This window comes from Microbacterium sp. Leaf151 (assembly GCF_001424225.1).
In the GTDB taxonomy this organism is placed as follows: domain Bacteria; phylum Actinomycetota; class Actinomycetes; order Actinomycetales; family Microbacteriaceae; genus Microbacterium.
Window position 1 is genome coordinate 205,406 of record NZ_LMOR01000002.1, and the last position, 13,260, is coordinate 218,665.

General features: G+C 68.6%; 11 protein-coding genes. 10 read left to right on the forward strand and 1 reads right to left on the reverse strand.

The features are described 5' to 3' along the window. The first annotated feature begins 42 nt into the window (after window positions 1–42). The 7 genes from ilvD to serA all read left to right on the forward strand — a co-directional run bounded on the left by ilvD (window position 43) and on the right by serA (window position 8,178). Window positions 43–1,761 carry a dihydroxy-acid dehydratase gene (gene ilvD / locus ASF76_RS05040; protein WP_055953943.1) on the forward strand — a complete coding sequence of 573 codons (1,719 nt, stop codon included), beginning with the start codon at window positions 43–45 and terminating at the stop codon, window positions 1,759–1,761. Between the two features lie 44 nt (window positions 1,762–1,805). Further along, window positions 1,806–3,614, forward strand: coding sequence for an acetolactate synthase large subunit (locus tag ASF76_RS05045; protein WP_055953946.1), 1,809 nt, complete (start codon window positions 1,806–1,808; stop codon window positions 3,612–3,614). Between the two features lies 1 nt (window position 3,615). Continuing rightward, window positions 3,616–4,125, forward strand: a complete 510-nt coding sequence (ilvN, locus tag ASF76_RS05050) for an acetolactate synthase small subunit (protein WP_055953948.1) — start codon at window positions 3,616–3,618, stop codon at window positions 4,123–4,125. A gap of 111 nt (window positions 4,126–4,236) precedes the next feature. Continuing rightward, entirely contained in the window at window positions 4,237–5,262 is a 1,026-nt protein-coding gene (gene ilvC / locus ASF76_RS05055; RefSeq protein WP_055953951.1) for a ketol-acid reductoisomerase, read from the forward strand. Window positions 5,263–5,408: 146 nt separating this feature from the next. After that, entirely contained in the window at window positions 5,409–5,978 is a 570-nt protein-coding gene (locus ASF76_RS05060) for a hypothetical protein (protein WP_055953954.1), read from the forward strand. Next, complete coding sequence (locus ASF76_RS05065) at window positions 5,975–6,313, forward strand: hypothetical protein (RefSeq protein WP_055953957.1); 339 nt, start codon at window positions 5,975–5,977, stop codon at window positions 6,311–6,313. The genes ASF76_RS05060 and ASF76_RS05065 overlap by 4 nt, the downstream gene beginning before the upstream one ends. A gap of 260 nt (window positions 6,314–6,573) precedes the next feature. After that, the gene (gene serA, locus ASF76_RS05070; RefSeq protein WP_055953960.1) at window positions 6,574–8,178 is read left to right on the forward strand and encodes a phosphoglycerate dehydrogenase; all 1,605 of its coding nucleotides are present in this window, start codon (window positions 6,574–6,576) and stop codon (window positions 8,176–8,178) included. Window positions 8,179–8,485: 307 nt separating this feature from the next. Here the strand turns inward: serA and ASF76_RS05075 are convergent, their stop codons facing one another. Next, entirely contained in the window at window positions 8,486–9,028 is a 543-nt protein-coding gene (locus ASF76_RS05075; protein WP_055953963.1) for a TetR/AcrR family transcriptional regulator, read from the reverse strand. 79 nt (window positions 9,029–9,107) lie between these two features. On the opposite strand from ASF76_RS05075, the gene ASF76_RS05080 reads away from it, so the two are divergent. From ASF76_RS05080 to ASF76_RS05090, 3 genes are read left to right on the forward strand one after another with little or no spacing between them, the layout of a single operon-like run. Beyond that, a complete protein-coding gene (locus tag ASF76_RS05080) occupies window positions 9,108–10,646 on the forward strand; it encodes an MFS transporter (protein ID WP_055953966.1) in 1,539 nt (512 codons plus the stop codon). 24 nt (window positions 10,647–10,670) lie between these two features. Continuing rightward, on the forward strand, window positions 10,671–11,720 hold the full coding sequence (locus tag ASF76_RS05085; RefSeq protein WP_055953970.1) for a 3-isopropylmalate dehydrogenase: 1,050 nt from the start codon (window positions 10,671–10,673) through the stop codon (window positions 11,718–11,720). A gap of 55 nt (window positions 11,721–11,775) precedes the next feature. Then, entirely contained in the window at window positions 11,776–12,882 is a 1,107-nt protein-coding gene (locus ASF76_RS05090; RefSeq protein ID WP_055953973.1) for a branched-chain amino acid aminotransferase, read from the forward strand. The last annotated feature ends 378 nt before the right edge of the window (window positions 12,883–13,260 follow it).

Consider the following 13,260-nt stretch of genomic DNA (forward strand, 5'->3'; position numbering starts at 1 on the left):
GTGGCGCATCGGGGGGACGCGCGCGCGCAATAGACTTCGAGGATGCCCGCTCCGCAGAATCCGAACACCGGCGAGTTCGACATCAAGCCCCGCAGTCGCGTCATCACCGATGGCATCGAAGCCACGACCTCGCGCGGCATGCTCCGCGGGGTCGGCATGGGCGACGACGACTGGGACAAGCCCCAGATCGGCATCGCGTCGAGCTGGAACGAGATCACGCCCTGCAACCTCAGCCTCGACCGCCTCGCGCAGGGCGCGAAAGAGGGGGTGCACTCCGGCGGTGGATACCCGCTGCAGTTCGGCACGATCTCCGTCTCCGACGGCATCTCGATGGGTCACGAGGGCATGCACTTCTCCCTCGTCTCGCGTGAGGTCATCGCCGACAGCGTCGAGACCGTCATGATGGCCGAGCGCCTCGACGGGTCCGTGCTGCTCGCGGGTTGCGACAAGTCGATCCCCGGCATGCTCATGGCATCCGCTCGTCTCGATCTCTCCAGCGTCTTCCTCTACGCCGGCTCGATCGCTCCGGGCTGGGTCAAGCTCTCCGACGGTACCGAGAAGGAGATCACGATCATCGACTCCTTCGAGGGCGTCGGTGCGTGCCTGGCGGGTCGCATGAGTGAGGCCGACCTCAAGCGCATCGAGTGCTCCTTCGCCCCGGGCGAGGGTGCCTGCGGTGGCATGTACACGGCCAACACCATGGCGTCGGTGGCCGAGGCGCTCGGACTCAGCCTCCCCGGCTCCGCCGCCCCGCCGTCGGCGGACCGTCGTCGCGACTACTTCGCCCACCGCTCGGGCGAGGCCGTCGTCAACCTGCTGCGCCAGGGCATCACCACCCGCGACATCCTCACGAAAGAGGCGTTTGAGAACGCCATCGCCCTCGCCATGGCGCTCGGCGGCTCGACGAACGTCGTGCTGCACCTGCTCGCCATCGCGCGCGAGGCCGAGGTCGAGCTGTCGCTGCACGACTTCAACCGCATCGGCGACAAGACGCCGCACGTCGCCGACATGAAGCCGTTCGGCAAGTACGTCATGAACGATGTCGACCGCCAGGGCGGCATCCCGGTCATCATGAAGGCCATGCTCGACGAGGGACTCCTGCACGGTGACGCGCTGACCGTCACGGGCAAGACGCTTGCCGAGAACCTCGCCGATCTGAACCCCGATCCCATCGACGGCACGGTCATCCACACCTTCGACAACCCGATCCACGCGACGGGCGGCATCACGATCCTGCACGGCTCGATGGCCCCCGAGGGTGCGGTCGTGAAGTCGGCGGGCTTCGACGGGAACGTCTTCGAGGGCCCTGCCCGCGTGTTCGAGCGCGAGCGCGCGGCCATGGACGCCCTCGAGGCGGGTCAGATCCAGGCCGGCGACGTCGTCGTCATCCGCTACGAGGGTCCCAAGGGCGGACCGGGCATGCGCGAGATGCTCGCCATCACGGCGGCCATCAAGGGCGCGGGGCTCGGAAAAGATGTACTACTCTTGACGGACGGTCGATTCTCAGGCGGCACAACCGGCCTCTGCATCGGCCACATAGCTCCCGAAGCGGTGGACGCAGGTCCTATTGCCTTCGTGCGCGATGGTGATCTGATACGGGTCGATATCGCCGCTCGCACTCTCGACTTGATCGTCGAGACAGACGAGCTGAGTTCCCGCCGCGAAGGCTGGGAACCGCTTCCGCCGCGCTATACCCGTGGCGTTCTGGCCAAGTACTCCAAGCTCGTGCACTCCGCTGCGGAGGGCGCGGTCACGGGCTGACGGCCGTCCCCCTTCTCACCTTCTCTGGTTCTCGAGGTACTCCCATGTCCATCGATTCCCCCACCGCGGCCATTCCCCGGCCGCCCTCCCGCACCGCACCGGCGCCGATGATGACGGGCGCACAGGCGGTCGTCCGCTCGCTCGATCTGCTGGGTGTGACCGATGTGTTCGGTCTGCCGGGCGGCGCGATCATGCCCGTCTACGACCCGCTCATGGACGACGAGCACGTCCGCCACATCCTCGTGCGCCACGAGCAGGGTGCCGGTCACGCGGCTGAGGGATACGCCGCGGCGTCCGGACGCGTCGGCGTGGCCATCGCCACGTCCGGTCCCGGCGCGACCAACCTCGTCACCGCGATCGCCGACGCCTACATGGACTCGGTGCCCCTGGTGTGCATCACCGGCCAGGTGTTCTCCACCCTCATGGGTACCGATGCCTTCCAGGAAGCAGACATCGTCGGCATCACGATGCCCATCACCAAGCACTCGTTCCTGGTGAAGTCGGCCGACGAGATCCCCGGCGCCATCGCCGCCGCGTTCGAGATCGCCTCGACCGGCCGCCCCGGTCCCGTGCTCGTCGACATCACCAAGGACGCGCAGCAGGCCGAGGCGCCCTTCGTGTGGCCGCCCAAGATCGACCTGCCCGGTTACCGACCGGTGACCAAGGCGCACGGCAAGCAGATCCAGGCGGCGGCCCACCTGCTGACCACCGCGAAGAAGCCCGTCCTCTACGTCGGTGGCGGCGCGATCCGCTCGAACGCGTCGGCCGAGCTCAAGGTGCTCGCCGAGGCGACCGGCGCCCCCGTGGTCACCACGCTGATGGCGCGGGGAGCCTTCCCCGACTCCCACGAGCAGCACCTCGGCATGCCGGGCATGCACGGCACCGTGCCCGCGGTGCTCGCCCTGCAAGAGAGTGACCTCATCGTCTCGCTCGGCGCCCGCTTCGACGACCGCGTCACCGGCAAGGCGGCGCTGTTCGCCCCGAACGCGCAGGTGGTGCACGTCGACATCGACCCCGCCGAGATCTCCAAGATCCGCACCGCAGACGTGCCGATCGTGGGCGACCTGCGCGAGGTTCTCATCGACCTCGAAGCCGCTTTCCGTGCGGCCGACGCCGAGAACGCCCACGACTACACCGAGTGGTGGACCTACCTCAACGGCCTCCGCGAAGAGTTCCCCCTCGGCTACACGCCCACCACCGACGGTCTCCTCTCACCGCAGTACGTCATCCAGCGCATCGGCGAGATGACCGGACCCGAGGGCGTCTACGCCTCGGGAGTGGGTCAGCACCAGATGTGGGCGGCGCAGTTCATCAAGTACGAGCGTCCCAACGCGTGGCTGAACTCCGGCGGCGCCGGCACCATGGGTTACGCGGTACCCGCCGCCATGGGCGCCAAGGTGGCCCAGCCCGAGCGCGCCGTGTGGGCGATCGACGGCGACGGCTGCTTCCAGATGACCAACCAGGAGCTCGCGACCTGCGTCATCAACGACATCCCGATCAAGGTCGCGATCATCAACAACTCCTCGCTCGGCATGGTGCGCCAGTGGCAGACGCTGTTCTTCGACGGCCGCCACTCCAACACCGATCTGAACACGGGCCACGGAACGCGCCGCATCCCCGACTTCGTCAAGCTGGCGGAGGCCTACGGGTGCCTGGGCATCCGCGTCGAGAAGGAAGACGAGATCGACGCCGCCATCCAGCTCGCGCTCGACACCAACGACCGCCCGGTCGTGATCGATTTCGTCGTGAGCGCCGACGCGATGGTGTGGCCGATGGTGCCCCAGGGCGTCAGCAACAGCTACGTCCAGTACGCGCGCGATCACTCGCCCACCTTCAACGAGCAGGAGGACTGAGATGTCTCGTCACGTTCTGAGCCTCCTGGTCGAAGACAAACCCGGCCTGCTCACCCGCGTCGCGGGGCTCTTCGCTCGGCGCGGCTTCAACATCGAGTCGCTCGCGGTCGGCGTCACCGAGGTGCCCGGACTCTCGCGCATCACCGTCGTCGTCGACGTCGAGGGCCTGCCGCTCGAGCAGGTGACCAAGCAGCTGAACAAGCTCATCAACGTCATCAAGATCGTCGAGCTCGACCCCGCGGCATCCGTGCAGCGCGAGCACGTGCTCGTGAAGGTGCGCGCCGACAACGCCACACGCTCGAACGTGGTCGAGGTGGTCAACCTGTTCCGTGCCTCGGTCGTCGACTACGCCCCCGACGCCATGGTCATCGAGATCACGGGCGACTCGGGCAAGGTCGGGGCGTTTCTCAAGGCCATCGAGCCGTTCGGTGTGAAGGAGCTCGCGCAGTCGGGCCTGCTCGCCGTCGGCCGTGGTGGCAAGAGCATCACCGAACGCGTCCTGCGCGGCTGATCCTCCACCGCCCTCGAGCCTTTCGAGCGGCCCACATCTTCCACCTCACACGTTCCACAACCCCGGTCCCTTCGACTTGCTCTGGGACCTGACTCAAGGAGAAACATCCTCATGGCAGAGATCTTCTACGACGACGACGCCGACCTCTCGATCATCCAGGGCAAGAAGGTCGCGATCGTCGGCTACGGATCGCAGGGTCACGCCCACGCGCAGAACCTGCGCGACTCCGGCGTCGAGGTCGTCATCGCGCTCAAGGACGGCTCCAAGTCGGCCGCCAAGGCGCAGGAAGACGGCTTCGAGGTCAAGAACGTCGCCGACGCGGCCGAGTGGGCCGACCTCATCATGGTGCTCGCGCCCGACCAGCACCAGCGTTCGATCTTCGCAGACTCGATCAAAGACAAGCTGACCGAGGGCAAGACGCTCGCCTTCGCGCACGGCTTCAACATCCGCTTCGGCTACATCGACGCGCCCGAGGGTGTCGACGTCATCCTCATCGCGCCCAAGGCCCCCGGTCACACCGTGCGTCGCGAGTACGTCGCCGGCCGCGGCATCCCCGACATCATCGCCGTCGAGCGCGACGCCTCGGGCTCGGCCTGGGACACCGCCCTGTCGTACGCGAAGGCCATCGGCGGCACCCGTGCCGGTGTCATCAAGACGACCTTCACCGAAGAGACCGAGACCGACCTGTTCGGCGAGCAGGCCGTTCTCTGCGGCGGCATGAGCCACCTCGTGCAGTACGGCTTCGAGACTCTCGTCGAGGCGGGCTACCAGCCGCAGATCGCCTACTTCGAGGTTCTGCACGAGCTCAAGCTCATCGTCGACCTCATGTGGGAGGGCGGCATCGCCAAGCAGCGCTGGTCGATCTCCGACACCGCCGAGTACGGCGACTACGTCTCCGGCCCCCGCGTCATCTCGCCCGAGGTCAAGACGAGCATGCAGGCCGTGCTCGCCGACATCCAGTCGGGCGCGTTCGCAAAGCGCTTCATCGACGACCAGGACAACGGTGCCACCGAGTTCCTCGAGCTCCGCGAGAAGGAGCAGGGTCACCCCATCGAGGCGACCGGCAAGGAGCTTCGCGGCCTCTTTGCCTGGAAGCAGCAGGACAGCGACTACGTCGAAGGCTCGGCCGCGCGCTGAGTTCCTCACCCTTGAACGCCCCGCGGCTCCGGCCGCGGGGCGTTCCTCGTCTCGGGTCCGAGCCACCGGTCGGATGTGGTGCGGCGCGCACGGTGCGCGCGGCGGGGCGCGCGCCGACGGCGGGAGAGCGCCGCTAGCGTGGACGCGTGAGCACTCCGCGCGATGACGATGCCCTCTCGTGGGGCGGTGACGACGACCCGACGCTCGATGTCGGCGAGAAGGCCATGCCCGATCGCGCCGCTCCCGCGGCGTCCGAGCCTGTCCCGGCTTCCGAGCCCGCAGCGGAGGCGCGTGGACCGGAGCCCCTGCAGCCGGCGCCCGAGCCCCTGCAGGCCCGTTCATCGTCCACGGCGCCGGCCGCCCGGCATCCGGAAGCCGACGACGTCGAGTCCGAAGACGACGAACAGGATGCCGTTCACTCGAGGCCGCTGGGCAACGCCGGCCTGATCGGCATCGGCATGGTCGCCGCCACCTTCCTGCTATTCGCCGTCGGATGGCTCGTCGCCGGCCTGCGGCTGCAGGGGCTGGGACTGCCCATCCCGTCCGTCACGCTGATCGCCCTGACGATCGGCGCTGCCCTCGCCCCCCTCGTGTGGTTCGTCGCGGTGCTCGCTCTGACCCGGTCGTGGCGCACCTGGCAGCGTTTCCTGCTGCTGATCCTCGGGATCGTGCTGCTCGTTCCCTGGCCCTTCCTCTCGTTGGGAGCCTTCGCATGAGCGAGACCGTGCGCACCCGCCATCTGCCCACCTGGCTGGTCGTGACGATCGCCGGAGTGTTCGGCCTGTTCTACGCCTACGTCGTGTGGAGTTCGGTCGCGCTGTTGATCCAGCAGGTGAACGGACCGCTCGGGCTCAACGGACTGGGATGGTTCGTCTACATCCTGCCCATCGCGTTCCCCCTCCTCGCATTCGGCGCGGCCTTCGCGATCGGGGCTCGCCGCCGGGCGGGGGAGTTCGCGATCGCGCTGCTCGCCGGGTTGACGGTGTCGGCGGCGTTCTGGCTGGCAATCGTCGGCTATGGAACGACGTCGTACGGCCTGTACGGGGGCTGACGCGTCGATTCGGCGGTCCCCGGACATGGATCGCTGACGGGTCGATCGCCGCTGGCGGACGGAAGTCGGCGGGGTACCGTCACACGTTGTGGACCGCGGTGGCGGGGTCCCGGCATCCATCGTCCGCCGTCACACGGTCGGGCGCGTCCTCGCCTCCGCGCTAGGCTGGCAGACGGCCCGTACGGGTCGCGCGCCCGGCTCGCGCCGGTGGTGCGCGGCGGTGCGCGTCAGTCCCCAGCACCGTTTCGAAGGACGCATCCGTGACGAAGCCCGTCGTGCTCATCGCCGAAGAACTCTCTCCCGCCACGATCGACGCGCTCGGCCCCGACTTCGACGTGCGCAACGTCGACGGGACCGACCGCCCCGCGCTGCTCTCGGCCCTTGCCGACGCGCACGCGGTGCTGGTGCGCTCGGCCACCCAGATCGACGCCGAGGCCCTCGCCGCGGCGCCGTCGCTGAAGGTGGTCGCCCGCGCCGGTGTCGGTCTCGACAACGTCGACATCAAGTCGGCCACCGCTGCCGGTGTGATGGTCGTCAACGCTCCGACGTCGAACATCATCTCCGCCGCCGAGCTCACTGTCGGGCACGTGCTGAGCCTCGCGCGCCGCATCCCCGCCGCACACGCCTCGCTCGCGCAGGGCCTGTGGAAGCGCAGCTCTTTCACCGGCACCGAGCTGTTCGAGAAGACGATCGGCATCATCGGTCTCGGCCGGATCGGCGCCCTCATCGCCGCCCGTCTGCAGGGTTTCGACATGCGCGTCATCGCGTACGACCCCTACGTCACCGCCGCTCGCGCGCAGCAGCTCGGCGTGCAGCTCGTCTCGCTCGACGAGCTCCTCGAGCAGAGCGACTTCGTCACGATCCACATGCCGAAGACGCCCGAGACCACGGGCATGATCGGCGCCGAACAGCTGCGCCGCATGAAGAAGACGGCCTACGTGATCAACGTCGCCCGCGGCGGACTCATCGACGAGAACGCGCTCTTCGAGGCGCTCACCACGGGCGAGATCGCCGGGGCGGGTCTCGACGTGTTCTCCACCGAGCCGCCCGCCCAGGATGGCCCGGCGCGCCGTCTGCTCGACCTGCCGAACGTCGTGGTCACTCCGCACCTCGGTGCCAGCACCGAAGAGGCGCAGGAGAAGGCCGGCGTCTCGGTCGCTCGCTCGGTCAAGCTCGCGCTCGAGGGCGACCTCGTTCCGGATGCCGTGAACGTCGCCGGCGGCGCGATCGACCCGTTCGTGCGCCCCGGTATCGCGCTGGTCGAGATGCTCGGCCAGTTCTTCAGCGGCCTCGCCGACAGTGCGCTCACGAGCCTCGACATCGAGGTGCGCGGCGAGCTCGCCCAGTACGACGTCAGCGTCTATCGTCTCGCGGCACTGAAGGGCTACTTCAGCCGGATCGTCAGCGAGAGCGTGTCTTACGTCAACGCTCCGCTGTTCGCCGAGCAGCGCGGCGTCGAGGCGCGCCTGGTCGTCGAGGCTGAGAGCCCGCTGTACCGCAACATCACGATCCTGCGCGGCACCCTGGCCGACGGCTCGACCCTCACCGTCGCCGGCACGCTCGCGGGGACACGCATGGTGCCCAAGGTCGTCTCGATCAACGGGTACGACATCGAGGTGCCCATCGAGAAGCACCACCTCGTGATGCGCTACGCCGACCGCCCCGGCATCGTCGCCATCTACGGCCAGAAGCTGGGCGAGGCGGGCATCAACATCGCAGGTCTCCAGGTGGCGGCTCCGGATGCCACGGGCCGTGCGCTCTCCGTGCTCACGGTGGACTCTCCGGTGCCCGACGACATCCTCGGCGCCATGCGCGAGGCCGTCGGCGCCGACCTGTTCCGACAGATCGACATCGTCGAGGACTGACGACCGGGAGGTCGTGGGGGAGGGGGTCGCTGCGGCGGCCCCCTCTTTCGTCTTCTCGAGCGCCTGACGCTTCGGGGGTGGTGCGAGGCTTCGCATCGTGGGTCCGTCCTCCCGTGAGCGGAGGAGATTCCGAGAGCGGAGGATGCCGGCGGCGTGGGGTGTCCTCCCGTCGCCGGGTCTCCTCCCGTCCCGGGCTCTCGCGCACGATTCGGTGCATCCGGGGCGCGACGCCGCGGGTGGACGCACGGGGGCCGTTCCGGCGATCGGCAGCGCGGGCCCCGTCGTGGCCACGATGGCCCTGCGCGCGTCAGGTGGTCGCGGCGACGACCCGGGCGATGAGCGCGTCGAGCTCCGTGCCCTCGAGCTGGGGCCCGGCGACGGCATTCAGGTCGAGGACCGCGTTGAAATAGAGCCCGTCGCTGACGAGGAGCACCATCTGCAGCGCCGTCTCATCGCGCGTGTGGGAGCGGAGGCTCTCCTCCCACAGCTCCCGCACGCGGCGAAGCGATGCCGAGGCGGCGTCACTGCCGTTCTGCGCCAGACGTGACACGGCGAGGATCGTCACATCGAGCGGAGAACCAGTGTTCTGCGACGACCGGAGGTGCGCAGCGACGACGCCCTCGTCGGACTTCTCTATCTCGTCGACGTCTTCCTGAGCCAGGCGTTCGAGGCGCTCCACGAGTGCGGCCTCGAGGGCGCTCTTCGAGTTGAAGTGATACAGCAGCCCGCCCTTGGACACGCCCGCGGTGCGCGCCGTGGCATCCATCGTCGCGGCGCGCTCACCCTCGTCTACGAGGATGCGGGAGAACGCATCGAGGACGGCGTCGCGGGCGAGTGGGGGGCGGCTCATGGCTTCTCGATCGTAGTGGTGGACATCCTGGGAACTCTGATACTATACCGGCTGGACGGTTAAGAAACGGATCGGAAGAATGCTCATCTCGTCGTTGCCCACCCAAGAGATCACCGTGACCCGCGCCGGGTGGCGCGGATGGTTCGCGCTGGCGGTGCTCATGCTGCCCGTGCTGCTCGTCTCGGTCGACAACACGGTGCTGAGCTTCGCGCTACCCGAGATCGCCCTTGACCTGCAGCCCTCGAGCATCGAGCAGTTGTGGATCATCGACGTCTACCCGCTCGTCCTCGCGGGTCTGCTCGTGACGATGGGCACGCTCGGCGACCGCTTCGGTCGCAAGCGCATGCTGCTCATCGGCGCCACGGGTTTCGCCGCCGTGTCGGCACTGTCGGCGTTCGCGCCCACCGCAGCACTGCTCATCGCGGGTCGCGCCCTGATGGGTGTGTTCGGCGCGATGCTCATGCCGTCGACGCTGTCGCTGCTGCGCAGCATCTTCCGCGACCGCGACCAGCGTCGCTTCGCCATCGCGATCTGGGCGTCGGGCTTCTCGGCGGGCGCGGCGCTCGGGCCCATCGTCGGCGGCTTCCTGCTCGAGCACTTCTCGTGGGGGTCGGTGTTCCTGATGGCGGTGCCCGTCCTCGTGCCGCTGCTCGTGCTCGCGCCGTTCTTCGTGCCGGAGAGCCGCGACCCGGCTCCCGGCCGGTTCGACGCGGTGAGCGTGGTGCTGTCTCTGGCGACGATGGTGCCCATCGTCTACGGCATCAAGAAGCTCGCGGTCGACGGTCCACTGTCGCTCGCTCCCGTCCTCTTCGTCGTGGGTGTCGTCTTCGGCTGGCTGTTCGTGCGCCGACAGAAGCGCGCCGTCTCGCCCATGCTCGACATGTCGCTGTTCCGCCGCGGCACGTTCTCGGGTGCCATCCTGGTCAACCTGCTGAGCGTCGTCGGGCTGGTCGGCTTCCTCTATTTCGTCGCACAGCACCTCCAGCTGGTCGTCGGGCTCTCCCCGATGACCGCCGGTTTCGCCCTCGTGCCGGGCCTCGCATTGATGATCGTGTCAGGGCTCGCGGTGGTGCCCGTCGCCAAGCGCTTCGCGCCGCGCGTCGTGGTGCCGGTGGCTCTGGCGTTCTCGGTGGTGGCTTATGTGATGGTCGCGCTCTCGACCGCGGACCTCGTGCAGCTGATCGTCGCCTTCGCGCTGCTGGGCATCGGCATCGGGGCGGCCGAGACCGTGTCCAACGAGCTCATCCTCTCCAGCGCCCCCTCGGCCAAGGCGGGCGCCGCCAGCGCCGTCTCCGAAACGGCGTACGAGGTGGGCGCGGTGCTCGGCACAGCCGTGCTCGGCGGCATCCTCGCCGCCTTCTACCGCACGCAGCTCGTGCTGCCCGAGGGGCTCTCGGCTGCCGCGGCCGACGCGTCGCGCGAAACGCTCGCCGGGGCGGTGGCCGTGTCGAACACGCTCGACGACGCCGCGCTGGCAGAGTCGCTGCGCGCAGCGGCGGCGCACGCCTTCGACTCCGGAGTGGTGGTGACCGCCCTCATCGGCGCCGCGCTGATCGTCGTGGCCGGAGTGATCGCTGCCGCTACCCTGGGAGGAACCCGCAGCGCGTCCACGAAGTGACGTGCCCGAGCTCTGAGGAGAGCGATGTCGCGTGTCGTGAAATTGGCCGTCATCCCCGGTGACGGCATCGGTCCCGAGGTCGTCTCCGAGGCTGTGAAGGTCCTCGACGCGGTCACCGCCGCGTCGGAGGTCACCTTCGAGAAGACGCCGTTCTTCCTCGGGGCCGGTCGCTACCTCGAAACCGGTGACACCCTCACCGATGACGACCTCGCCGCGATCGCCTCCCACGACGCCATCCTGCTCGGCGCTGTCGGGGGAGTGCCCGGTGACCCCCGCCTGGCCCACGCCAACATCGAGCGCGGACTGCTGCTCAAGCTCCGCTTCGAACTCGACCACTACGTCAACCTGCGCCCGTCCAAGCTCTACCCCGGTGCAGCGGGACCCCTCGCCGACCCGGGCGACATCGACTTCCTGGTCGTGCGCGAGGGCACCGAAGGCCCCTACGTCGGCAACGGCGGCGCGATCCGCCGGGGCACCCCCCACGAGATCGCCAACGAGACCTCCGTCAACACCGCCTACGGCGTCGAGCGCGTCGTCCGCTATGCCTTCGCCCTCGCAGAGCGACGCCGGCACAAGCTCACGCTCGTGCACAAGACGAACGTGCTCGTGCATGCCGGCGGCATGTGGAAGCGGATCGTGGATGCCGTGGCATCCGAGTTCCCCGGGGTCGACGTAGACTACCTGCACGTCGACGCGGCAACCATCTTCCTGGTCACGAACCCGGGCCGATTCGACGTGATCGTCACCGACAACCTTTTCGGCGACATCCTGACCGACCTGGCCGGAGCCGTCACCGGAGGCATCGGCCTCGCCGCATCGGGCAACATCAACCCCGACGGCGCGTTCCCCTCGATGTTCGAGCCCGTCCACGGATCGGCGCCCGACATCGCGGGTACTCAGAAGGCCGACCCCACGGCCGCGATCCTCTCCGTCGCCCTCCTGCTCGATCATCTCGGGCTCACCGACGAGGCCGCCCGCGTCACCCGCGCGGTCGAGGATGACATCGCGAGCCGTGCCGGCGCCCGAACCACCGCGCAGGTCGGTGACGCCATCGCCGAACGCGTCCAGGCGTAACCTGGACCGATCGGCCCGCATCACCCCCGTGCATCGAACAGTTTTGGATCCCCAGATGACCACCATCGACACCGACCCCGACACCGGACTCGACCCGCTCGAGTTCGCCGTCACCCGCAATCTCGCAGCCAAGAGCAATGCCGACCGCGACGCCATCCTCGCCGCCCCCGGCTTCGGGCAGAGCTTCACCGACCACATGGTCGACATCTGCTGGTCGGTCCGCGGCGGATGGCACCGCCCGCGCGTCTCGCCCTACGGCCCCATCTCCCTCGACCCGGCTGCGGCCGTCCTGCACTACGGGCAGGAGATCTTCGAGGGCATCAAGGCCTACCGTCACGCCGACGGGTCTGTGCACACGTTCCGCCCCGACCAGAACGGTCGTCGCCTGCAGCGGTCGGCCCGCCGTCTGGCTCTGCCCGAGCTGCCCGTTCCGTACTTCCTGCAGGCGCTGCGCGAACTCATCGCCGTCGACGGTGCGTGGGTTCCCTCCGGCGAAGACCAGAGCCTGTACCTGCGGCCCTTCATGTTCGCGAAGGAGGCCTTCCTCGGTGTGCGCCCCGCGCACAAGGTGGCCTTCTACGTGATCGCCAGTCCCGCGGGCGCCTACTTCAAGGGCGGCGTGAAGCCCGTCTCGATCTGGCTCAGCGAGGACTACTCGCGCGCCGGCAAGGGCGGCACGGGTGCGGCCAAGACCGGGGGCAACTACGCCGCCAGCCTGCTGCCGCAGTCCGAGGCGTACGAGAACGAGTGCGACCAGGTCGTGTTCCTCGACCAGGACCGCAACGTCGAAGAGCTCGGCGGCATGAACGTCGTGTTCGTCTACAAAGACGGCACCATCGTCACCCCGCAGTCCGACTCGATCCTCGAGGGCATCACCCGCGACTCGCTCCTTCAGCTCGCCCGTGACCGCGGACACCGCGTCGAGGGACGCAACGTCTCGCTGAAGGAATGGCGCGAGGGCGTGGCATCCGGAGACATCGTCGAGGTGTTCGCCTGTGGAACCGCCGCCGTCGTCACCCCCATCGGCACGCTCAAGGGTCGCGACTTCATCGACGAGCAGCCCACCGGCACCCTCGCCCTCGAACTGCGCGAAGAGCTGACGAACATCCAGTACGGCCGCGCAGAAGACAAGCACGGCTGGTTGTACAGACTCGACGCCTGACGCGTCGCACACGGAGGGACTCCCGGATGCCGGGGGTCCCTCCGTCGTTCGCGCTGAATCCTGAGTGGATTCGCGGAAAGACCGAAGCCTGTGTCCCCGGGCCCCCGCGGCATAAACGCGATTCGTGTCGATAAACACGCTGACGCCCCGTTTATCGACAGAGATCGTGTTTATGCGTGCTCCCGGGGCCAGCGCACGCGGCGACCTTCCCGGGGAGGGGCGTCGGGGCGCGGCAGCACCGCGGTGCCGGGGCGCAGCAGTGCCGGGGCGCAGGCGCGCAGCAGCGCCGGGGCACAGGGGCCAGCAGCACCGCGGCGCAGCCCGCATCTCGGCAGGCTGTGGAACGCCCCGGCGATGTCGGACCTCGCGGATAGGCTG